This is a genomic window from Leucobacter holotrichiae, from assembly GCF_055791005.1.
In genome coordinates this window covers 459,184-479,692 of the sequence record NZ_JBVUAC010000001.1, presented here as the reverse complement: position 1 = coordinate 479,692, position 20,509 = coordinate 459,184, and the positions used below count along the sequence as shown (strand labels likewise).

General features: G+C 70.6%; 21 protein-coding genes and 1 tRNA gene. 9 read left to right on the top strand and 13 right to left on the bottom strand.

Annotated elements, in window-relative coordinates; all coding sequences use genetic code 11:
* Window positions 1-4: 4 nt before the first annotated feature.
* Window positions 5-1,264, top strand: a complete 1,260-nt coding sequence (dinB, locus tag AC0KXF_RS02280) for a DNA polymerase IV (protein ID WP_473107655.1) — start codon at window positions 5-7, stop codon at window positions 1,262-1,264.
* Here the strand turns inward: dinB and AC0KXF_RS02275 are convergent.
* From AC0KXF_RS02275 to AC0KXF_RS02265, 3 genes are read right to left on the bottom strand one after another with little or no spacing between them, the layout of a single operon-like run.
* On the bottom strand, window positions 1,261-1,845 hold the full coding sequence (locus tag AC0KXF_RS02275; protein ID WP_473107654.1) for a DUF2017 family protein: 585 nt from the start codon (window positions 1,843-1,845) through the stop codon (window positions 1,261-1,263). The genes dinB and AC0KXF_RS02275 overlap by 4 nt on opposite strands.
* Window positions 1,842-2,135 (bottom strand): ATP-dependent Clp protease adapter ClpS, encoded by a 294-nt coding sequence (gene clpS, locus AC0KXF_RS02270; RefSeq protein WP_223044239.1) that lies wholly within the window; start codon window positions 2,133-2,135, stop codon window positions 1,842-1,844. Before clpS ends, AC0KXF_RS02275 begins: the two co-directional genes overlap by 4 nt.
* A 13-nt stretch (window positions 2,136-2,148) precedes the next feature.
* The gene (locus tag AC0KXF_RS02265) at window positions 2,149-2,496 is read right to left on the bottom strand and encodes a metallopeptidase family protein (RefSeq protein WP_473107653.1); all 348 of its coding nucleotides are present in this window, start codon (window positions 2,494-2,496) and stop codon (window positions 2,149-2,151) included.
* Between the two features lie 175 nt (window positions 2,497-2,671).
* Between AC0KXF_RS02265 and AC0KXF_RS02260 the strand changes: the two genes are divergently transcribed.
* Window positions 2,672-2,747 (top strand) — tRNA-His (locus AC0KXF_RS02260).
* Window positions 2,748-2,817: 70 nt separating this feature from the next.
* Here AC0KXF_RS02260 and AC0KXF_RS02255 read toward each other — a convergent pair.
* Complete coding sequence (locus AC0KXF_RS02255; RefSeq protein WP_473107652.1) at window positions 2,818-3,672, bottom strand: ThiF family adenylyltransferase; 855 nt, start codon at window positions 3,670-3,672, stop codon at window positions 2,818-2,820.
* Window positions 3,662-4,357, bottom strand: coding sequence for a GNAT family N-acetyltransferase (locus tag AC0KXF_RS02250; RefSeq protein ID WP_473107651.1), 696 nt, complete (start codon window positions 4,355-4,357; stop codon window positions 3,662-3,664). The genes AC0KXF_RS02255 and AC0KXF_RS02250 overlap by 11 nt, the downstream gene beginning before the upstream one ends.
* Before the next feature lie 171 nt (window positions 4,358-4,528).
* Between AC0KXF_RS02250 and AC0KXF_RS02245 the strand changes: the two genes are divergently transcribed.
* Window positions 4,529-5,368 (top strand): hypothetical protein, encoded by an 840-nt coding sequence (locus AC0KXF_RS02245; RefSeq protein ID WP_473107650.1) that lies wholly within the window; start codon window positions 4,529-4,531, stop codon window positions 5,366-5,368.
* 55 nt (window positions 5,369-5,423) lie between these two features.
* Here AC0KXF_RS02245 and AC0KXF_RS02240 read toward each other — a convergent pair whose 3' ends face one another.
* Together AC0KXF_RS02240 and orn are read right to left on the bottom strand one after the other, a co-directional pair.
* Window positions 5,424-7,742 (bottom strand): putative bifunctional diguanylate cyclase/phosphodiesterase, encoded by a 2,319-nt coding sequence (locus AC0KXF_RS02240; protein WP_473107649.1) that lies wholly within the window; start codon window positions 7,740-7,742, stop codon window positions 5,424-5,426.
* Between the two features lie 30 nt (window positions 7,743-7,772).
* Window positions 7,773-8,432: an oligoribonuclease gene (gene orn, locus AC0KXF_RS02235; RefSeq protein ID WP_473107648.1), complete on the bottom strand. Its 660-nt coding sequence runs from the start codon at window positions 8,430-8,432 to the stop codon at window positions 7,773-7,775.
* Window positions 8,433-8,537: 105 nt separating this feature from the next.
* Here orn and def point away from each other — a divergent pair, with 105 nt between their 5' ends.
* The gene (def, locus tag AC0KXF_RS02230; protein ID WP_473107647.1) at window positions 8,538-9,101 is read left to right on the top strand and encodes a peptide deformylase; all 564 of its coding nucleotides are present in this window, start codon (window positions 8,538-8,540) and stop codon (window positions 9,099-9,101) included.
* A gap of 49 nt (window positions 9,102-9,150) precedes the next feature.
* Here def and AC0KXF_RS02225 read toward each other — a convergent pair whose 3' ends face one another.
* Window positions 9,151-10,359, bottom strand: a complete 1,209-nt coding sequence (locus AC0KXF_RS02225; protein ID WP_473107646.1) for an MFS transporter — start codon at window positions 10,357-10,359, stop codon at window positions 9,151-9,153.
* Window positions 10,360-10,473: 114 nt separating this feature from the next.
* On the opposite strand from AC0KXF_RS02225, the gene AC0KXF_RS02220 reads away from it, so the two are divergent.
* The 4 genes from AC0KXF_RS02220 to AC0KXF_RS02205 are packed head-to-tail and all read left to right on the top strand — an operon-like array spanning window position 10,474 to window position 12,723.
* The gene (locus AC0KXF_RS02220; RefSeq protein ID WP_473107645.1) at window positions 10,474-10,806 is read left to right on the top strand and encodes a PadR family transcriptional regulator; all 333 of its coding nucleotides are present in this window, start codon (window positions 10,474-10,476) and stop codon (window positions 10,804-10,806) included.
* Entirely contained in the window at window positions 10,803-11,195 is a 393-nt protein-coding gene (locus AC0KXF_RS02215) for a DUF1048 domain-containing protein (RefSeq protein ID WP_473107644.1), read from the top strand. The genes AC0KXF_RS02220 and AC0KXF_RS02215 overlap by 4 nt, the downstream gene beginning before the upstream one ends.
* Window positions 11,192-11,965 (top strand): ABC transporter ATP-binding protein, encoded by a 774-nt coding sequence (locus AC0KXF_RS02210; protein WP_473107643.1) that lies wholly within the window; start codon window positions 11,192-11,194, stop codon window positions 11,963-11,965. Before AC0KXF_RS02215 ends, AC0KXF_RS02210 begins: the two co-directional genes overlap by 4 nt.
* Window positions 11,962-12,723, top strand: coding sequence for an ABC transporter permease (locus AC0KXF_RS02205; RefSeq protein WP_473107642.1), 762 nt, complete (start codon window positions 11,962-11,964; stop codon window positions 12,721-12,723). The genes AC0KXF_RS02210 and AC0KXF_RS02205 overlap by 4 nt, the downstream gene beginning before the upstream one ends.
* A gap of 159 nt (window positions 12,724-12,882) precedes the next feature.
* On the opposite strand, the gene AC0KXF_RS02200 is transcribed toward AC0KXF_RS02205, so the two are convergent.
* Genes AC0KXF_RS02200 through AC0KXF_RS02180 form a run of 5 tightly spaced genes read right to left on the bottom strand, consistent with a single transcriptional unit; the run spans window position 12,883 to window position 19,245 of the window.
* A complete protein-coding gene (locus AC0KXF_RS02200; RefSeq protein ID WP_473107641.1) occupies window positions 12,883-14,601 on the bottom strand; it encodes an ABC transporter ATP-binding protein in 1,719 nt (572 codons plus the stop codon).
* Window positions 14,598-16,277: an ATP-binding cassette domain-containing protein gene (locus tag AC0KXF_RS02195; protein WP_473107640.1), complete on the bottom strand. Its 1,680-nt coding sequence runs from the start codon at window positions 16,275-16,277 to the stop codon at window positions 14,598-14,600. Before AC0KXF_RS02195 ends, AC0KXF_RS02200 begins: the two co-directional genes overlap by 4 nt.
* A gap of 6 nt (window positions 16,278-16,283) precedes the next feature.
* Window positions 16,284-17,294 carry an ABC transporter substrate-binding protein gene (locus AC0KXF_RS02190; RefSeq protein WP_473107639.1) on the bottom strand — a complete coding sequence of 337 codons (1,011 nt, stop codon included), beginning with the start codon at window positions 17,292-17,294 and terminating at the stop codon, window positions 16,284-16,286.
* Window positions 17,291-18,121 (bottom strand): ABC transporter ATP-binding protein, encoded by an 831-nt coding sequence (locus AC0KXF_RS02185; RefSeq protein WP_473107638.1) that lies wholly within the window; start codon window positions 18,119-18,121, stop codon window positions 17,291-17,293. The genes AC0KXF_RS02190 and AC0KXF_RS02185 overlap by 4 nt, the downstream gene beginning before the upstream one ends.
* A complete protein-coding gene (locus AC0KXF_RS02180; RefSeq protein ID WP_473107637.1) occupies window positions 18,106-19,245 on the bottom strand; it encodes a FecCD family ABC transporter permease in 1,140 nt (379 codons plus the stop codon). The genes AC0KXF_RS02185 and AC0KXF_RS02180 overlap by 16 nt, the downstream gene beginning before the upstream one ends.
* Window positions 19,246-19,947: 702 nt before the next feature.
* Between AC0KXF_RS02180 and AC0KXF_RS02175 the strand changes: the two genes are divergently transcribed.
* Window positions 19,948-20,457 (top strand): FUSC family protein, encoded by a 510-nt coding sequence (locus AC0KXF_RS02175; protein ID WP_473107636.1) that lies wholly within the window; start codon window positions 19,948-19,950, stop codon window positions 20,455-20,457.
* The last annotated feature ends 52 nt before the right edge of the window (window positions 20,458-20,509 follow it).

The following is a 20,509-nucleotide window of genomic DNA, read 5'->3' as shown; positions in this document are numbered from 1 at the left end:
GAGGATGGCGGCCATGAGCGAGGGCCGACGCGAGACCGTCTCGCCGGCGCCGGACGGGAATCGGAGCTCCGCCTCCATTCTGCACGTGGACATGGACTCGTTCTTCGTCTCGGTCGAACTCCTCGACCGGCCCGAACTGCGCGGGCTGCCGGTGGCCGCAGCGCACGACACCGCTCGTTCGGTCGTATCGAGCGCGAGCTACGAGGCGAGGCGCTTCGGCGTGCGGTCCGCGATGCCCGTCGCGCGAGCCAAGCAGCTCTGCCCGCAGCTGATCCTCGTGGCGCCTGTCTTCGAGAAGTACCGCCGCGCCTCAAAGCAGGTCATGGCGATCTTCGAGGAGTTCACGCCGCTGGTCGAGCCGCTGAGTATCGACGAGGCGTTCCTCGATGTCGCGGGATCGGTGCGGCTGTTCGGCCCGCCCGCGGAGATCGCCCGTCAGCTGCGCGAGAGGGTGCGCGAGCGCACCGGCCTTCCCGCATCGGTCGGGCTGGCCGGCACGAAGTTCGTGGCGAAGCTCGCCTCGCAGCGCGCCAAGCCCGATGGCGTGCTCGAGGTGCCGCCCGAGCGCACACTGGAGTTCCTGCACCCGTTGCCCATCGAAGCGATGTGGGGAGTGGGGCGAGCGACCTCGCGAGCGCTGCAGGCCCGCGCGATCCGCACGGTCGCGGACCTCGCGAGGGAGCCGCTGCCGTCGCTCGAGCGGATCGTCGGAGCCGCGAATGCCCATCGGCTGCACGAGCTCGCGAACGGTCGCGATGCACGGCGCGTCGAGACCTCGCGGGTGGAGAAGAGCATCGGGCACGAGGAGACCTTCGCGGTCGATGTGCGCGACGGCGAGAAGCTGCAGCGCGAGCTGCTGCGGCTCGCGACGCGCACGGGAGAGCGGCTGCGCGCCGCGGGAGCGGAGGCGCGCACCGTGTCGATCAAGGTGCGGTGGGAGAACTTCGACACCGTCACCCGCTCGCGCACGCTGGCGGAGGCGACCAACTCCTCGCAGCGGATCTACCGCACCGCGGTCGAGCTCTTCGACGGCCTTCGTGCGGCCGGACGTCCCGTGCGTCTCATCGGGGTGCGAGCCGAGCAGCTGATCGTCGCCGGCGCCGACGCCGCGGCGCTCTGGAGCGATGACGAGCACTGGAAGGCCGTCGACCAGGCCGTCGACCAGGTGACGGATCGCTTCGGGGCGGCCGGGGTGAGGCCCGCGAGCCTGCTGGAGGAGCGCGATGAAGTGGTCGATCCGCGCTCCCTGCAGCCGCCCGACTAGGACCCGACCGCATCGTCCCCGCGATCCGCGCCCATCACGGCCAGCACTGACTCGAGGATCGCGGCGAGCCAGTCGAAGACCATCACGGTGCCGCGCGTCTCTTCATCGTCGAGCAGCGAGGCGTGGTCACCCGCCGCGTCGAGGCCGATGCGGGCGGCGATCGCGAGTCGCAGCGCGGTCAGCGTGCGCGCCCAGGCGGGCAGTTCGGCCACGGGGATATCGACCTCGATCGCGCGCTCTTCACCGTCGATGCCGCCGCCGAGGCCCAGCGCGGAGGTGAGCTGCATCGCGTCCTGCAGCTTGCGGTTGAGCAGCCCCTGTTCGGTGACCCGCCGGAAGGCGCCGGCATCGTCCGCCGCCTCGTAGGCATTGGGGAAGAGCCTCGCGAGCGCCGGGTCCTCGGGCGCCTCGTCGGAACCGCCGACCTCGAGACTCGCGAAGAGCGGGTCGGGGTCGAGCGCCGTGCTGCTGTGACTCTGCAGCAGATGGATGAGCTGGGTCACGAGCTGATCCAGCATCGAGGCCTCGTCGTGCTCGAGCAGCAATCGCAATCCGCCGTCCTGCAGCGGCAGCAGCCTCATTCGCCACCCGCCTGACGCACCGTCGCCCACAGGCCGTAGCCGTGCATCGCCTCCACGTGCATCTCCATCGCCTCGCGTCCGCCCTCCGCCACCACGGCGTTGCCCCGATGGTGCACCTGCAGCATCAGCTCCTCCGCTCGATCCCGATCGAAGCCGAAGTGGACCTGGAAGACGTAGGCGACGTAGGACATCAGGTTCACCGGGTCGTCCCACACCACCGTCTGCCACACCGGCTCGATGGCCGCCTGCCGGGCCTCGCGCCGATCCGCGCCGGTTCTCGTCGCGCTCATCACGGTCACCGCCTCAACCCCACCCGAGTTCGTGGATGCGCTGCTCGCCGATGCCGTAGAAATGCGCGATCTCGTGCACGAGGGTGATGCGGATCTCCGCAACGAGTTCGTCGAGGTCGGCGCAGTGCGAGAGCAGGTTCTCCCGGAAGAGGATGATGCGATCCGGCTCCTCGCCGTAGCCGTAGACATCGCGCTCGGCGAGGGAGAAGCCCTCGTAGACACCGAGGATATCGCTGCCGTCGGCCGGCCGATCCTCGACCAGGAAGATCACGTTGTCGAGCTGCGCGAGCATGTCGTCGTGCAGCGAATCGAGGCCGTCTGCGACCATCGATTCGAACTCCTCGTGCGACATCTCGAGCATGTTTTCACCCTACACAGAAAGCCGTGGCGAGTGCTCAGGAGATTCGGAACCGCCTGCGCGGCGGGGGATCGGGATCCAGGATGCGCACCCCGCGTGTCCGATTTGGTGCGGGAGGGCATCCATGGGCTATGATCGTGGGGTTGCCTCGTTCGCCTCGGCGAATGCGGACAGCATGGTGGCTATAGCTCAGTCGGTAGAGCACCGGCTTGTGGTGCCGGTGGTCGCGGGTTCAAGTCCCGTTAGCCACCCCAGTGCGTTCGGCCCCGATCCTCGGATCGGGGCCGAACGCGTTTCTGCGGTGGGCTCGGTCGCGCCCGAGCCTTAGCGTCGCAGGGAGGCTCGTAGCGCGGTCATCATGAAGCGAGCCTTGCTGGAACGGCCTCGCCACGAGCGGCCGGATCGCACGTCCACGCCGTGCACACGGGGCGCCTCGACCGCGGGCTTGCGGCCCAGCAGGAGCTGCATGACGTCGGTCGCGAGCATCGCGGCCGAGATCTCGACGGCCGGCGCGATCGCGGGAGCCTCGATCTCGCCCTGCTCGACCGCTCGCAGGGTCCGCGCGCTCAGGTAGGGCGGAACGCGCTGCACCCATCGCCAGAGCGGTATCGAGACCTCGCCGCTGTCGAGAGCGTCGAAGCCGACCCCGCGGGGTAGCCCCATGAGGTCCTCGAAGTGCGTCGGCCGGGTCAGTACGGTGTGCCAGGCACCGAAGGCCACCTCGACCCCGAGCGCGACGGGGAGCCCGGCCGCGGTCGCGGTGCGTGCGAGTCGGAGTCCGAGCGACGGCACGGTGTAGTCGGTGCCGTCCACCACCGCGTCAGCGCCCTCGATGAAGCCGTCGAGGTTCTCGGCAGTGATTCCGGCTCGCCAGGTGCGCACCTGGACCGCTGGCGAGACCGCGCGGCACAGCTCGGCGACGACATCGCTCTTGTTGCGGCCGACCGTTGCGAGCGTCGACGCGGCCTGGCGATTCAGGTTCGAGACGGAGAAGGTGTCGGGATCGGCGAGGCGCAGCCGGCCCACGCCCGATCGGGCGAGCACCTCCGCTACGCGGCCCCCGACGCCGCCGACACCCGCGATCGAGACGGTCGAGGAGGCCAGTGCGGCGAGTTCGGCGGCGGTGAAGATGCCGCGGCTCCGGTGGAGGTTCTCCGGTACTCGTGCGTCATCGATCACGGTAGACCAGGTGCTTCCGCCCGATGGTGCCGTCCCAGGGGTGCGAGTAGTAGGTGCCGCGAATGCTCCGCTTCTTCTCGGCGATATCCGCTCTCGCGCCCTCCCAGAAGTCCTCGAGCCGCATGTAGATCACGAAGTTCTCGGCGTTGAACACGAACTGCGACTCGCTGATGCGGGTGACCGGGTATCCGAACCTGGTGAGGGCCTTGAAGAACCAGGGCTCGACCTCGGCGTAGCAGTGCTCGATCCCGAGCTCGTGGAGCCTCTCGAAGAGTGCGCGCATCAGCCCGACCTGCGCCAGGCCGGCCCGGTGCTCGCGCACCACGGCGAAGCCCGAGATCTCGGCGCTGTCGGGCTCGGGGGCCACGTCGAAGGCCGACTCGACCTGGAGCGGACGCGCGTGCTGCTCCGATCCGAAGATGAGGCGCGCGGTCGCCACGGGCGCACCGGCGTGATCCCATGCGAGAAAGTGCTCGGAGTAGTCGTCGTAGCGGTCGGTGTAGACGGGCTCGTCGACGTCCTCCTCGGTGAAGAGGCCCTCTTCGAGGTAGACGTTCTGGCGCACCAGGCGCCAGGTCCGCAGCTCCTCCTCCGTCTGCACCCGTGTGATGCGGTAGGAGGAGGGAAGCGGGGCCTCCGCGTCGCTCCGGGGTTCGTTCCCGAGCATCACAGTATCCAAGCTCATCTCGCGGAGATCCTCTGTTCTGTTTTGCGATCGCTGTCGCGCGATTGCAGGGGACAAGACTAACAGGAACGGCCGTTCTGGGGTGAGCGGAACGTCGCTGCGCGCCTGCTGCGAAGAAAGGCGCCCGGTTGGTAGCATTTACCCACCTGTGACGGAGCGTGAGGGGATACGGTGTCGGAAGAGAATTGGAAGCGGGGCGGCAACCAGCGGCCTCAGTCTGGTCTCGACGACGCTCGTGCCAGAGTGCTGGATCGGGCGATCCGGCACGTGGAGGAGACGGGCTTGTCGCTCGGTATGAACAGCGAGCTCGTCGAGCGGTTGGCGGGTGATGCCGGGGTGCCTGTTCGGCAGTTCACGAAGATCTGGCCGTCGGCCGACTCCTTTCTGGCGGACCTGTTCTGCGAGCTGGCGAACCAGGCGCGCATCGACCGTGCCGACACTCAAACGCTGCTCTCCACCTGGCAGTACCTGGGCACGCGCGTGGACGACCTGCGCACGGCCGAGGGGCGCCGCGGCGTGCTCATCGACCTGGTGCGCATCGTGACCAAGTACAACTTCGAGGTCGTGACGGCCTCGAACAAGTGGCGCACCTACGCTGCGCTGTCGACGACGATCATCTCGTGGCCGGATCCCGAGGCCCGTACCCGCATGCTCGATGCGCTGCGGGCGAGCGAGCTCTCCTTCGTCGACACCATGGAGAGCTTCTACCGCAACCTGATGCCGACCATGGGGTACCGCCTGCGAGCCGGGTTCCATAATGACTACCAGCCGTTCGTGATCGCGGCCGCCTCGGTCATCGAGGGCCTGGGCATCGTGCGCGAGACGGTCCCGGCGCTCGTCGACGCCCACTTCGATCTGCCGTCGGCGGATGCGACGGAGAGCTGGTCGGTGGCGTCCATCGCCTTCATGGGGGTGCTCGACGCCTTCTTCGAACTCGACCCGGCCTTCGTGCCGGAGGACGCGATCGCGCGCCTCAGCGGTGGCATCGACGTGACGCCGCAGGCGGGATAGACCCCGGGATACTAGCGCTCCGGCTCTTCGGCAGAGGCTTCGCACTGACGGCTGCTCAGCCGATCACCGCTCGTCTGCCCCATCGCTGGAGGCGCTCGACGGTGAGCATGTGCGAGATCGGCCGACCGAAGTAGTAGCCCTGCACGCTGCGCACGCCCAGGCCGCCGAGGATCTCCGCCATCTCCCGGTTCTCGATGCCCTCGACGATCACGGTGTAGTCGAGGTTGTCGCCGAAGCCCTGCAGTGCTTTGATGACCTCTCGCTGCCGCACGTCGTCGAGATTGTCGATCAGGCTCTTATCGATCTTGAGGATGTTCATCGGGAAGTGGACCAGAGCGCCGACCGACGACGCCTCCGAACCGTAGTCGTCGAGTGCGATGAGCACCCCGGCGCTCTGCATGATCTCGGCGTCGCGTCGCAGTTCGTCGGTCACGGCGTGCAGCGAGCGCTCGTTGAGCTCGATGCACAGCGCGATGTCGGGGTGCAGGCGCGCCGCCTCCCGTACGAACGGACCGAGCTCGGCCTCGGTGATCTGGCCGAGCTCGAGATTGACGGTGATGCAGCGGATGCCTGGCTCGAGCCTGCGGAACTCCTCTGCCGCGTCGAGTGCCTTGGTGATGACCTGTCGTGTGAGTTCATTCATGAGACCGAGACTCTTTGCGCGTGCTACGAGGGAGGGCGGGGACACCGGCCCGAGTTCGGGGTCGACGTATCGCACGAGCGCCTCGAACGCCCAGATCTCGCCCTGCCGGATATCGACGATCGGCTGGAACGCGAGCACCAGCCGGTCCTCGCGGATCGCTCTCGCGACGATGTCATTGGTCCGTGCCGCCCGATGGGACGATACGCCGAGGCTGCTCTCCGGGGCTTGATCGCCGCTGCGGCGCGAGCGCTTCACGTTCAGCATGGCGCGATCCGCATCTTCCACGAGGGACTGAGCGTCGAGTTCTCTGTGACTGGAGAACGCGAGGCCCGCGCTCAGGGTGGGGCGCATGCAGCGTCCCTCGACGGTGAGGGGCTGGCTCGCCGCCGCGACGATCCGCTCCGACGAGGCGCGGGCCTGTTCGAGCGAGTCGAGATCCGAGAAGATCACGACGAACTCGTCTCCGCCGACGCGCGAGACGAAGTCGCCGCCTCCCGCGGCGCTGCGCAGGCGGCCGGCGATGACCTTGAGCAGTTCGTCGCCGATGCGGTGACCGAAGCCGTCGTTGAGCTTCTTGAAGTTGTCGAGGTCGATGAAGAGCAGCGCGATGCCTTCGTGGTACGAGCGATTCTCGTTGGCGTCGGCGAGCGCCTTCTGGAAAGCGCCGTAGTTCGGCAGCCCCGTCAGCGCGTCGCTGTCGGCGCGGGTCTCGAGGCTCTCGATCTCGTGCCTGGTGCGGGCGGTCTCGGTCGCGAGGTGGGCCAGGGTCGCGAGAGCGCCCTCGTCCTCTCTGACGAAGAGGCCTCCGCCGATCTTCCGCGACGCCACCAGATGTTGTTCGACCCCGGGGCCCAGCTCGATCCGCGCACCGATCTCGTTGCGCTCGGGAGGCGCGGCGCGAAGTTCGATCGAGCCGGCCTGCACGACCCTTCGGGCGCGCGTCAGCAATGCGTCGGAGAGCTCGTCTCTCGCTGCCGCGATGGGAAGCTCGACCGCTGCGTCCACGAGACGGCTCAGGCGCCGTTCGATGCCGGCGAAGCGGCTTCGCTGCGCGAGCATGTAGGCGATCGAGGCGACGAGGAGCACGATGAAGGGGGTGAGCCGGGTGTGCGGATCCTGCTCGAGCCAGGGAATGACGGCGGAATCTGCGAACCGCATGATCGTCGCGGTCATCGCGACGACGAGGATCACAGAGCCGAGTCGGATCGGGGAGATGCGGGTGAAGCCGAGGATCCGGCCCGGTGGCGTGCCAACCCGGTGCCGCGCGAATTCGCCGACCAGGAAGATCGCGTAGTAGACGAGGGTCGCGACGATGAAGCCCACCGACGACCAGACGCCGCGGTCGGTCAGGCCGACGTGGATCAGCACGAACGCGGAAGCTGCAGCCGAGCCCAGACCGGTCACGTAGAGCGCGTGCATCAGGCTGCGGCGGATGACGAGCTGGGACAGTAGTATGCCGATCGCCCAGATCGAGACGCTGAGGATGGGGAGCTCCCGCACGGGCGGGATCGCGAGCATGACGATCGCCACCCCGACGAGAGGGAATCCGGGGGCGCGGCCGACGCGGATCTGGAGCGGGCTGCAGATGAGTACGCCGAGGATGACCGCGAGCACGAGGGTCCACGACTCGGGCGTCGCATCGGTGAGGCGGTAGGCGCCGTACCCGATCACGCACAGCGCGAATACGGCGAAGGGAGTGGAGAAGAGATTGCCTTTTCGCGTCGTATCCAAGACCCTGAACACCGGTGACCTGCTCCGCGGTTAGCGCTCGAGGGCGGTGTCGAGCGGCTGCGGCCCGTCGATGAGCGACGAGTAGCGCTCGCTCACCGTGCGCGCCACGGCTTCGGAGGCGGCCTTGTCGGGGCCGGGCGCGGGGATCATCGCGGTGCTGCGGAAATAGGCGAGCTCCTGGATCGATTCGGCGATGTCCGCGAGCGCGCGGTGCCCTCCGCGCTTCGCCGGGGCACCGAAGTAGGCGGCGGGGTACCAGCGGCGGCTCAGCTCCTTGATCGTGGAGACGTCGATGCTGCGGTAGTGCAGTCGTTCGTCGAGTTTCGGCAGGTACTTCGAGACGAAGCGGCGATCCATGCCGATCGTGTTGCCCGCGACGAGGGGGCGCCTGCCGGGGGTGACGAGTCGGCTCAGATAGTCGAGCACGCGCTGCTCGGCCTCTTCGAGAGACACGCCGTTCTCGATGCGCGGGAGGAGGCCAGACTCGGTGTGCATGGCGCGCACGAAGTCGTTCATGTGGGCGAGCGCCTCGGGGCCGGGGTTGATGACGATCTCGAATCCGGGATCAAGAGGAGCGAGCTCGAAGTCGGTCACGATGACCGCGATCTCGCAGAGGCCGTCTCGGTCCACATCGAGGCCGGTCATCTCGCAGTCGATCCAGACGATCTGATCCGCTGGGGTGTTCGACACTGTGGTTCCTCGTTCCTGCTCGGGGCCGCTCGGGATCGCGGATCCCGCACCGGGTCAGTCTATCGTCGGCACGGCGCGCGGCGCCTCGCCTCTAGACTGGAGGGCATGGCAATTCTTCCCATCGTGATCTCCGGCGAGCCGGTGCTCCACCGCCCCGCGGCACCCGTGACCGAGTTCGATGCCGAGTTGCGCACGCTCGTCGACGATATGTTCGAGACGACGGTGGCCGCTCCAGGCGTCGGGCTCGCCGCGCCCCAGGTGGGGATCGGCAAGCGGGTCTTCGTGTGGATGTACGAGGATCAGGATGAGGCGCCGGCCCAGGGGGCGGCTATCAACCCCGAGCTCTGGATCGCCCCGCTCGAGCCGGGCCTGCCCGGTGACGACGAGGTCGAGGGCTGCCTGTCGTTCCCGGGCGAGCGTTTCGCGCTGCGCCGTTCGCCGCGAGCGCTGCTGCGCGCCCAGGACGTCGACGGGAAGCCCTTCGAGATCACGGCGAGCGGATGGTTCGCCCGAGTGCTGCAGCACGAGTTCGACCACCTGAACGGTCTGCTCTACGTCGATCGGCTGGTGCACCCCGAGAACCGCGGAGCGCAGAAGGCCCAGCGCAAGAACGGATGGGGACGCCCCGGCCTGAGCTGGCTGCCGGGCGTCGACGACCTCGAGGGCTGAGCGCCCGCGGCGTCTTCTCGCAGGGCCGTTCGAGGCCCGCCGGGTGCACTCAGCGCTGTTCGAGCCGTCGCGAGTCGGGAACCGCGATCCACCCGAGAGTCGCCGCGGCGAGCAGCGCCGCCGTGATCCCGAACGCCCAACCGAAGCCCCCGAGGTCGACGACGGCGCCCGCGATGGCGGGGCCGAGCACTCCGCCGAGGTCGCTCATCATCGAGTAGCCTGCGACGACCTGGCCGCCGCGCCGCTGCCCGAGCACGTCGGCGAGCACCGCCTGCTGCCCGGGGTTGACGAGCGCGGATCCCGCCCCCGCGACGAACATCGCGGCGGCGGCGACCCACACGCCGGGGGAGGCGGGTACCGCGGCGTAGGCGACCGCGAGCACCGCCATGCCTGCGACGAGCACGGGTTTGCGGCCGAGGCTGTCGTTCCAGCGGCCCGACGGGAAGATGAGCACCGCGTTGCCGGCCGCGTAGGCCGCGAGCACCCAGGCGGCGACGGTCGCGTCGCCGTCGAAGGCGACAGCGACGAGGATCGGCACGACCGAGACGCGCACGCCGTACGAGGCCCAGCCGAACGCGAATACCGACAGCAGCAGGGCGCGGTACTGCGGCACTGCGAGGGCCTGCCGGAACTGCAGCGTCGATCCGCCCTCCGCTTCCGTCCCGCTCAAAGGTACCGGGGATCCTGCTGCCTGAGAGCGGCGCAGTGCGACGGCCACGACCGTTGCCGCCGCGAGCAGCGTCACGAAGTAGAACACGAAGGGGGCGCGCAGGCCGAAGCCCGCGACGATGCCTCCGAAGACGGGGCCGAGCAGGCCGCCGAGCAGGAAACCGGCTGCGTTGAGGCTCGCGACCCGACCCCGAGCGTTCGGCGGGCTGACCTTCACGAGCAGCGCGGTCGCGGCGACCGTGAACATCGTCGATCCGATGCCGCCGAGGCCGCGCAGCACCACGAACTGCGTGTAGTCAGCGGCCAGCGCGGCGGCACCGGTCGAGAGCGCGACGATGAGGATGCCGATCGTGTAAGTGCGCCGCTCGCCGAGGCGCCCCACGATCCACCCGGCCAGTGGGGCGCAGAGCAGGCGCATGAGCGCGAAGGCGCTGACGATGGCCGAGGCGGCGAAGGCGGAGACCCCGAATTCGAGCGCGAACTGGGGGATCGCGGGAGCGACCACGCCGTAGCCGAGCGCGACCGTGAAGCCGCCCGCCACCAGTGCCCAGACCTCGAAGGGGAGTCGGGGTCGGATGGTTGCGCGCACTCGACGATCCTACCGGCGGGGTGGCTCGCGATCTCGGCGCATCGCTTGCGCAGGCCGCTACTCAGCGTTACAGTGTAGTGGTACACAGCATTGCTAGGTAGTGAAGGGCGACGCATGGCCAAGCAGATGACCGAGATGCTCAAGGGGGTTCTGGAGGGCATCGTGCTCGCCATCATCTCCGAGCAACCGGGTCACGGTTACGAGATCAGGGCCAGGCTGCAGCAACTCGGCTTCGCCGATACCGCGGAGGGCACCGTCTACGCCCTCCTCGTGCGCATCGAGCAGCGCGGCCTCGTCGACGTCGTCAAGACGCCGTCCGAGAAGGGGCCGCCCCGCAAGGTCTACTCCGTCAACGCAGCGGGCAGTGCCTACCTCGAGGAGTTCTGGCGGTCATGGGACTTCCTCGCCCACCGCATCGCAGCACTTCGAGAAGGAGCAAACCAATGAGCACATTCCTCGACACCATCATCGGCGACCTCGGCGAGAAGCGGCGCTGGCGGGATTCCCAGCGTCGCATCAAGGCCCTCCCGAGCGACTACCGCGGAGCGGCGCAGGCCGTCGAGCGCTACCTCATGCGCTTCGGCGCCATCTCGAAGGGGGACGTGCTCGTGCGGATGACGGAGGATCTCGCCGAGCTCTTCGAGAACGCCGTGGCGGACGGCACGTCGATCCGGCAGATCGTCGGCGATGACCCCGTCGAGTTCGCCGAGCTGTTCCTCGCGAACTACGCGGAGGGGCAGTGGATCGTCAAGGAGCGCCGTCGGCTCGTCGCCGCGATCGATGAACTCGACGACTCCGAAGCAGACGGCCCCGACGCCGGCGAGGGACGATCATGACACCCCCGGCGATCCGCATTGAAGGCCTCACCAGGGCGTTCGGGAACCAGCGGGTGCTGCGCGGCGTCGACCTCGAGGTCGAGCGCGGCACGATCTGCGCCCTCCTCGGATCCAACGGGGCCGGGAAGACGACGCTGGTGAGGATCCTCTCCACGCTGCTGAGCGCGGACTCCGGGGCCGCCTCGGTGGCGGGGTTCGACCTCGCGAGCGACCCCGCCGAGGTGCGTCGTCGCATCAGCCTCACCGGGCAGTTCGCCGCGGTCGACGAGATCCTGACCGGCGCCGAGAATCTCTCGCTGATGGGGAGGCTCCGGCACGTCGAGGATCCCGCATCGGTCTCGCGGGAGCTCCTTCGCCGATTCTCGCTCGAGGAGGCGGCGGATCGGCGGGTCGCGGAGTACTCCGGCGGCATGCGCCGCCGACTCGACATCGCGATGAGCCTCATCGGCGATCCCGAGGTGATCTTCCTCGACGAGCCGACGGTCGGCCTCGACCCCGAAGCGCGGATCGAGGTCTGGCAGGCGGTGGGCGAGCTCGCTCGGGCGGGGACGACGGTGCTGCTCACGACGCAGTACCTCGAGGAGGCCGAGCAGCTCGCGGATCGGATCGCGATCCTGCACGAGGGCCGGATCATCGCGAACGGCACGCTGCAGCAGCTGAAGGGCCTCCTGCCGCCGGCGCGGGTCGAGTACATCGAGAAGCAGCCGTCGCTCGAAGAGGTCTTCCTCGCGGTCACCGGGGCCGGCGGCATGACGGGAGCATCGAAATGAACGGTCATCTTCTGCAGGACACGGGTGTGCTGCACGCGCGGCTCATGCGGCACGTGCCGCGGAGCCCCGACACGCTCATCACCACCGCGATCATGCCGATCGCGATCATGCTGATGTTCGTCTTCGTGCTCGGAGGCGCCATCGACACCGGCGATGCGTCGTACATCGACTACATGCTGCCCGGGATCCTGCTCATCACGATCGCCTCGGGGGTGTCCTACACCGCGATGCGGCTGTTCCAGGATCTGCACACGGCGATCTTCGAGCGCTTCCAGTCGATGCCCATCGCCCGCTCGTCGGCGCTCTGGGCGCACGTGCTCACCTCGCTCGTCGCGAACCTGATCTCGCTCGCGGCCGTCGTGCTGGTCGCTCTGCTGCTCGGGTTCAGGAGCGGAGCCGGGATCGGCGCATGGCTGGCGGTGCTCGGAGTGCTGGTGCTCTTCACCCTCGCCCTGACCTGGATCGCTGTGATCCCGGGGCTCCTGGCGAAGAGCCTCGACGGCGCCGTCGCGTTCTCGTACCCGCTGATCTTCCTGCCCTTCGTGAGCTCGGCGTTCGTGCCGACCGACACGATGCCCGGCCCGGTGCGGTTCTTCGCGGAGAATCAGCCGGTGACATCGATCGTGGACGCGATCCGCGGCCTGCTCGCGCAGCAGCCGGTGAGCGGGGATATCTGGATCGCGCTCGCCTGGTGCCTCGGCATCCTGGCGGTCGCGGCCGGGTTCGCGATGCTCGCGTACCGGCGCCGCTCGGCGTAGGTGCCGGGCCGGGCGGGCGCCCCGGTGGCGGATGGAATGTCCCCGCGTAGACACTTTGAGAGTCTTGCCCCGCCACCGCAGACCAGAACCAGAACGACTGGGGCGGCGAACCGCCGATGACCCCAGTAGAGGCCGTCGAGCACGTGCGCAACACCGCGTTCAGGCCGAGCCGCGAAGTGCGAGCGTGGCGAACGCGCCGCCGTCGGCGCGCAGCGCGCCCGCCGTGCCGTCCTCGACGACGCGGCCCCGGTCGATCACGACCACGTGGCCGTCGTCGGGGATCACGTCGACGCGGTGCGTGACCTCGATGACGGTGCATCGATCCAGCCTGCCTGCGAGGCCGGCGCGCACCTCCGCGGCGGTCGGCGCGTCGAGCTGGCTGAGCCCCTCGTCGAGCACGAGCACACGGGGGTCGGCGACGAGTGCCCGCGCGAGGGCGATGCGCTGCAGCTGCCCTCCCGAGAGGGTCGTGCCCCGCTCGCCGACCGGGGTGTCGAGCCCCTTCGGCAGCGCGTTCGCGTCGAGGCGCGCGAGGCTCAGCGCCTCGAACAGCTGGTCGTCGGTCGCGTCGGGGCGGGCGAGACGCAGGTTGCGGGCCAGCGTGCCCGCGAAGAGCGTCGGCCGCTGGTCGACGACGGCGACGGCCGTGCGCAGCGCCTCGAGCGAGAGGTCCGGCAGCGGCGTGCCATGCACGAGGATCGCGCCCGAGTCGGCATCCCACGCCCGTATGACGAGCGAGGCGATGGTTGACTTGCCGCTGCCTGAGACCCCCGCGACGTAGTGCCAGCCACCCGCGTCGAAGCGGGCGTCGACGTCGACGAGGGCGGGGGTGTCCGCGCCGGGGTAGGCGAACCTCACGCGGTGCAGCTGCACGGCGAGCCCGCCCGTGCCGGCCGGCGAGCCGGTGCCCGTGTCGAGTACGGCCGGCCGGGCCTCGATCACGCGGTGCACGCGGGCACAGGCCGCGAAGGCGGCGTCGAGACCCGTGGCGAAGTCGTCGGTGCCGGCCGACCCGAACCAGAGCGCGAGCATGAGCGCGAGCGCGGTCGCCGTCGCACCGGCCGGGGCACCCGCGAGCAGCAGGGCGACGATGCACCCGATCCACAGCGCCCGCTCGCCGACGAGCCGCAGCGCCACCACGCGGCCGAGGCGCTGCCTCGCCCAGATGAGCCCGCTCTCGAGCTCGTCGAGCGACGCGGCGCGCAGACCCTGCGCCTCGAACGCGAGCACCTCGCGCAGGCCCTGCACGTCATCGGCGACGTGCGCGGCGACGCGACCTCGGTGGGCGGCGATCTTGCGCGACGCCGTCCACGTCGCGCGAGCGCTGACGAACGGCAGCAGCAGTGCTGCGCCCAGGAAGAGGGCGATGATGCCGGCGAGGCGGGCGTCGACCGCGGCGGCCAACCACGAGAGCGCCACCGCCGGCACGATGACCGACGCGATGACGGGCGGGAAGGTGTGGGCGAAGAACACCTCGATGCGGTCGATGTCGCGGGTCGCCCGCTCGGTCACCTCGGCCGAGGCGGGCCCGGTCGTGGCCGCGGGCGCCTGCGGGGCGAGCCGGGTGAAGAAGAGCTCGCGCAGGCGCTGCAGTGCGGTGAAGGCGACCCAGTGGCCTGCGTAGTGCTCGAGGTAGCGCAGGCCGGCCTTGGCGAGGCTGAGCCCGACGACGAGCAGTGCGAGCGGGAGGAGCCGAGCGCCCGACCCCGTTGGCGCGTCGAGCACCGCGCGGATTGCGATAACGAGGATGGCCATGTTCAGCAGGCGTCCGACGATGCGGGCGAGGGTCGCCGCCGCGAGGGCGGGCAGCAGGCCGCGGGTGTGGCGTAGCAGCCATGCCGTGAGCGTACGACGGCTCACCTCGGGGGTGGGGGTCACTCGGCTCCTCCGGGTGCGAGGGAGACCACGCGGTCGGCGGCGAGGATCGCGCCGGGCCGGTGGGCGATCATCAGCACGGTGCGGCCCTCGGCGAGGCACGAGAGCGTCTCGAGGAAGGCCGCCTCGCCGGCGAGGTCGACCTGCGAGGTCGGCTCATCGAGCAGCAGCACGGGGGTGTCGCGCAGGATCGCGCGCGCGACGGCGAGCCGCTGGCTCTGGCCTCCCGACAGGCGCCGACCGTGCTCGCCGACGGGCGTGTCGAGCCCGGCGTGCGAGGCGCGGATCTCGTCGGCGAGTCCGGCCAGGGCGAGGGCGCCCCACAGCTCGTCGTCGCCGGCCGAGGGGCGCGCGATGCGCAGGTTGTCGGCCACGCTCCCGCGGAAGAGGAAGGTGCGCTGCTCGACGACCGACAGCAGACGCCGGATCTCGCGCTCAGGTGCGGCGTCGGTGCGCAGGCCCGACACGCGCACCGACCCGGCGCTCGGCCGCAGGTGGGCCTGCACGAGCGCCGAGACGGTCGACTTGCCGACGCCGCTCGGCCCCACGAGCGCGACGTGCTCCCCGCGCGCCACGCGCAGCGAGAGGTCGCGCAGCACGGGGCGGTCGGGCTGCCAGCCCGCGGTCACGTCGACGAGCTCGATCGCCGGGTCGCCGGGCCTCGCGGCGAGGGCGCCCGATCCTTCGGCGGTCGCGCCGCCCGACTCCGCCTCTTCGCGGCGGGCGCTCGAGCGCGAGAGCAGCCCGGCGATCGCCCGCTCGGAGGCGCGGCCGCCGATGCCGATGTAGAAGAACTGCCCCACGAGGTCGACCGGCGCGATGACGAGCAGCGAGACGAGGATCGTCGCGAGCCCCTGCCCGGTCGTGAGCGCGCCCGCCTCGACGCGCGAGACCGCGAAGAGCACGGCGAGCAGCACGACCGCGATCGACACGACGGCGTCGATCACGAGGATCAGGATCTGGTTGACCGCGAGCACGCGCATGAGCGAGCGGCGGTGGCGCTCGCCCTGGGCGGCGAGCTCGGCGCCGGCGCGGCGCTCGGCGCGGGCCGCCGCGAGCGTGCCGAGACCCTGCACCGCCTCGAGGAACGCGCTCGTGAGCCGGGCCTGCTCGCGACGGTGGGCGGAGCCGGCCGGGCGCACGGCGCGCTGAGCGACGGCGATCACGAGGGGGACGACCGCTGTGGCCCCGGCCATGGCCAGCGCGACGAGCGGATCGACTGCGAGCGCGTAGACCGCGAGCACCACGAAGGGGGTGGTGAGCGCACCGGCCGTGGGGGCGAGGAAGGCAGCCCGGTACTGGGCGGCGCGCTCGGTCGCGTTCGTCGCGAGCGAGAGTAGCGCTCCCGAGCGTGCCCCCGCCGCCACGACGCCCCGGGCGAACACGGCGTCGACGACGAGGCGGCGCAGGCGGCCCTCGGCGCGCGCCTGCGCCGTAGCGGTGAGCAGGGCGTCGGCGGCCGTCGCGCCGGCGGCGAGCGCCGCGAGGCCCGCCAGCCACGCGACGGCCGGCGCGGGCGAGGCGCTCGCGGCGATCCGGTCGACCGCGTGCCCGACGGCGACGAAGAGGCCAGCGAGCGCCGCGGCCCGCACCCACGCGAGCGCGACGGAGAGCGCGAGCCCGCGGGGCGGGACCGAACTCCGTACCGCCGACGCGCCGGCGCCTCGCGATCCCGACATCGCCGGTTATCCGGCCAGCTCGGGGTGGAGCCAGTCGAGTACCGACTCGCTGCCCGCGACGACCTCGGGGCCGGCGAGTCCGTAGACCTCGCGGCCCGGGAAGACGCGTACGCGGCCCTCGGCGACGGCCGGCAGCTCGGCGACGGCGGGGTTGCCGAGCAGCCCCGCGAACGACTCCTCGCCTTTGCCTGTGACGTCGACGAGCATGATGTAGTCGGGCCGTGCGGCGACCAGCTGCTCGGGCTGGACGGGCATGGTCTTTTCGATGCCGACCCGCTCCGCCGCGTTCGATCCGCCCCCGTTCTCGACGATCTCGTCGACGAGCGAGGCGCCGGCGTTGATGAAGGGGGATCGGGCCTGGTTGCTGAGGATCGCGACGGTCGGCGTCGACTCGGCCCCTGCCGCGCGCTCCCGCACGTCGGCGATCCCCGAGCGAATCTTGTCGGCCAGTTCGCCCGCCCGTGCGGTCGCGCCCGTCGCCTCGCCGATGAGCTCGAGGTTCTCGGCGATGGCCTCAGACGACGACCAGCCGTTCGTGAGCGACAGCACGGGCACGCCGATCGCGGTGAGGCGCGACGACGCGTCCTGCTCGCCCGTGTGACGGGTCGTGACGAGTACGAGATCGGGATCCCACGAGAGCACCTGCTCGGGCTCGGGGCTCGTCTCCCCGGCGATGGTGTGGGGGACCGCGCTCATGTCTTCAGCGTATGCGTTCAGCGTCTTGTTGAGCGCCACCTCCGGCACCGCGACGACGCGGTCGGTGAGGCCGAGTTCGTGCAGGGCGATGGCGGCGTCCGGTGAGAGCGCGACGATGCGGTCGGGCTCCTCGTCGATCACAAGGGGTTCGGGCGAGCCCGGCACGTCGAGCGTCACCGGGAAGCTCGACTCAGCGGCGGGCGGCTCGGTCCCCGTGACGGATCCGCTCGGATCGTCGGGGACTGCCGGCGTACTCGAGCAGGCCGAGAGGCCGATCGCGGTGAGGGCGAGAAGGGCGAGGGGGAGACGGGAGTGCTTCATCGGTGCCTTTCGTGGGGTGGTGCGGGGTCGGGGTGGTCGCGGGGTTCGCGCGGCGCGAGCGCCCGTACGCGGGGGCCGTGCGCATCCGCCAGCACGAGCGCGTCGACGCGGTAGACCTCGGCGAGCATCTCGGGGGTGAGCACCTCCTCGGGCGGGCCGAGCGCGACGAGGGCGCCGCGGTGCACGACGGCGAGGCGGTCGCAGTACCGAGCCGCGTCGTCGAGGGCGTGCAGCACCGCGGCGACCGCGGCTCCGGCGCGCGCCTCCGCCCGCAGCAGCGAGAAGACGCGCAGCTGGTGGCGGATGTCGAGGGCCGAGGTCGGCTCGTCGAGCAGCAGCGCCCTCGTGCCCTGGGCGAGGGCCCGCGCGAGCTGCACCAGCTGGCGCTCGCCGCCCGACAGTGTCGGTACGGGCCGGTCGGCGAGCGCGGTCATGCCCACCCGCGCGAGGGCGCCGCGCGCCACGGCGTCGTCTTCGTGCGTGGCGCGTGTGAGGCGCCGACGGTGCGCGTAGCGCCCCATGCGTACGAGATCGAGGGCGGTGAGGTCGGCCGAGACCGCGGTCTCCTGCGCGACGAAGGCGACGGCCGAGGCGCGCTCGCGGGCCGTCATGGTGCGCAGGGGGCGGCCGTCGAGGCTGACGCTCCCCTCCGCGGGGCGCACGAGCCCCGCTAGGGCCCGCACGAGCGTGCTCTTGCCGGCGCCGTTCGGGCCGATGACGCCGAGCACTTCGCCGGGCACGATCCGCAGCGTGATCTCCCTCAGCAGGCTGCGCCCCTCGGCGGTCACGCCGAGGCCCTCCGCCGCGAGGCTCACGAGCTCCTCCACGTCGTCCGCCGTGCGCGCAGCACCAGCACGAGGAAGAGCGGGGAGCCGACGAGCGCCGTGACGATGCCGGTCTGCCACGATGTGCCCGCCGGGGCGAGGCGCGCCACGGTGTCGGCGGCCACGAGGAATGCGCCCCCGAGCAGCGCCGAGGCCGGCAGCAGGAAGCGGTGGTCCGAGCCGAGGAGGAGGCGCACGATGTGCGGGGCCACGAGTCCGACGAACCCGATGACGCCGGTCACCGCGACGATGCTGCCGATGACGAGCGAGGTCACAACGAGCAGCTGCACGCGCACACGCGTCACCCCGACGCCGATAGACTGCGCGATCTCGTCGCCGAGCAGCAAGGCATTGATCTCGCGCGTCATGGCGAGCACCGCGGCGACACCGAGCAGCACGGGCGCCGCCGAAAGGGTGAGGTCCTGCCAGCTCGCCGAGGTCAGGTCTCCCTGCAGCCAGAACATGGCGCCGCGCACTGTCTGCGCGTCATCCGCGTTCGCGATGATGGCGCCCGTGAGCGCGCCGCAGAAGGCATTGAGGGCGACTCCGACGAGCAGCACGGTCGCGACCCCCCGGTCGCGCGAGGCGAGGGCGACCGCCTGGATGATGAGGAGCACGAGCAGTGCCCCTCCGAACGCCGCGAGCGGCAGCGTCCACGAGCCGAGCGCGTCGAAGCCGAGCACGAGCACCGCGACCGCTCCGACAGCGGCGCCGCTCGCGACGCCCGTCACGCCGGGCTCGGCGAGCGGGTTGCGGAAGTAGGCCTGCATGGATGCGCCGGCGACGGCCAGGCCGCAGCCCGCGAGCAGCGCGAGCAGCGCCCTCGGCAGGCGCAGCTCGGTGACGACGAGCGTGCCGGGCAGGTCGGAGGGCGCGCCCCGCACAGCGTCGAAGAGGATCGCGAGCGTGTCGCCGGGCGATATTGCGACCGGCCCGAGCGCGAGCGATGCGAGGACCACGAGGGCGGTGAGCGCCGCGAACGCGGCGAGCGCGACGATGCGACGACGGCCGCGCCGCGGGGAGGGCTCGTGCTGCTGCGGGTCGCGGGGCGTCGGGGTGCTCGGCACGGGATCGTCTGACGCGGAATGGTGCGTTGCCGCGGCGCGCGCAGCGGGGGAGAACGTCATGAGCACCTCGGTGACGGAGGATCGCGGGGATCTCGGGAATGGAGACGGATTCCAGGATAGTGCTAATGACAATCGTTATCAATTTACGAGGCGGCTTGCCCGTTTCGTCGAGCGCGCGAGGTTGAGGAAGCGGTGATTTCACCGCTGGCGACTTCGACGAGAGATGGATCACGGACATCACCGAGCATTGGGCGGGAGAGGGCAAGCTCGACCTGCGCGATAAAAAGATGTGGGCCTGGCGAAGTGCTTGGGAGTTAAGGACTGGAGTGCCCGAGGTCGAGCCCCATGAGGCTGCAGTGCGAGAATCGATGTACGACCACGAGGGGTCGGCAGGGGGCTTTATGAAGGACGGCCGGTCGCGGGCGCGGACTGTCGCGTCGGCGCTGCTGCTCGTCCTGGCGGTCGGCATTCCGGCGGTGGTCACGGCGCTGACTCCGCTCGCGCCGGGGCTGCCCCACGTGCTCGCAGGCACCGCCGTCGGTGTCGTCGGCTCACTCTACGGCCGACCCGTCGGCCTGGGCTCGGCCATCGGCGCCGGAGTGCTCTTCGCACTGGCGGGGATTGCTGCGCCGTGGCCCGCGGCGGCTGCGGCCTTGATGGCGGCGACCGGCCTGGTGATCGGGGCATGCGCGCGGAGAGGATGGCACCCAGCGGCGGTGCAGGCCGGAGCCTGGCCTGCGGCTCTACGGCGCGGCGCTCGCCGTGCTGCTGGGCGTAACCGCCTTTGTCGCCGCGGCCTGGCTGCCCGGCTCGCTCGCGGGCTGGGCGCTGCTGTCGATCCTCGTGATCGTGAAGCCGGGTCTCGCCGACACCCGGCAACGGCTCCTCGCCCGTTCGGTGGGTACCATGCTGGGCGGTCTGCTCGCCGCGGGGATCGCGCTCCTCGCGCCTGTCCACGGCGTCCGGGTCGCTCTGGGCGGAGTCGCCATGCTCGTCGCGCTCAGTCTCTACGCGACCGGAGCGAACTACGCCTGTTACGCCTTCGCCCTGACGACAGCGATCGTGCTGATGAGCTCGACCGGGCAGAACGTGCTCGCGGTCGACCTGCAGCGGGTCGGTCTGACGCTCGCTGCGGCAGCGCTGGTCGCGGTTCTTGCGTCTATCTATGAGCCGATCCTGCGCGCCATCCTCCGCAGGAAGCGTGATCCCCGACCCCGAAGTGCAGCACGAGGCCCTGTCACGGAGCGAGCACGATCCAGACGCGGAGGGTGAGCCCGAAACTGCGACACTCACTCGCGTGTCGCAGTTTCGAACGTCACAGATT

Excerpts from the sequence above, each read along its gene's own strand:
- dinB (WP_473107655.1), top strand. The coding sequence starts at position 5 with ATGGCGGCCATGAGCGAGGGCCGACGCGAGACCGTCTCGCCGGCGCCG.
- AC0KXF_RS02275 (WP_473107654.1), bottom strand. The coding sequence starts at position 1,845 with ATGAGGCTGCTGCCGCTGCAGGACGGCGGATTGCGATTGCTGCTCGAG.
- clpS (WP_223044239.1), bottom strand. The coding sequence starts at position 2,135 with ATGAGCGCGACGAGAACCGGCGCGGATCGGCGCGAGGCCCGGCAGGCG.
- AC0KXF_RS02265 (WP_473107653.1), bottom strand. The coding sequence starts at position 2,496 with ATGCTCGAGATGTCGCACGAGGAGTTCGAATCGATGGTCGCAGACGGC.
- AC0KXF_RS02250 (WP_473107651.1), bottom strand. The coding sequence starts at position 4,357 with ATGAGCTTGGATACTGTGATGCTCGGGAACGAACCCCGGAGCGACGCG.
- def (WP_473107647.1), top strand. The coding sequence starts at position 8,538 with ATGGCAATTCTTCCCATCGTGATCTCCGGCGAGCCGGTGCTCCACCGC.
- AC0KXF_RS02220 (WP_473107645.1), top strand. The coding sequence starts at position 10,474 with ATGGCCAAGCAGATGACCGAGATGCTCAAGGGGGTTCTGGAGGGCATC.
- AC0KXF_RS02215 (WP_473107644.1), top strand. The coding sequence starts at position 10,803 with ATGAGCACATTCCTCGACACCATCATCGGCGACCTCGGCGAGAAGCGG.
- AC0KXF_RS02210 (WP_473107643.1), top strand. The coding sequence starts at position 11,192 with ATGACACCCCCGGCGATCCGCATTGAAGGCCTCACCAGGGCGTTCGGG.
- AC0KXF_RS02205 (WP_473107642.1), top strand. The coding sequence starts at position 11,962 with ATGAACGGTCATCTTCTGCAGGACACGGGTGTGCTGCACGCGCGGCTC.
- AC0KXF_RS02195 (WP_473107640.1), bottom strand. The coding sequence starts at position 16,277 with ATGTCGGGATCGCGAGGCGCCGGCGCGTCGGCGGTACGGAGTTCGGTC.
- AC0KXF_RS02190 (WP_473107639.1), bottom strand. The coding sequence starts at position 17,294 with ATGAAGCACTCCCGTCTCCCCCTCGCCCTTCTCGCCCTCACCGCGATC.
- AC0KXF_RS02180 (WP_473107637.1), bottom strand. The coding sequence starts at position 19,245 with ATGACGTTCTCCCCCGCTGCGCGCGCCGCGGCAACGCACCATTCCGCG.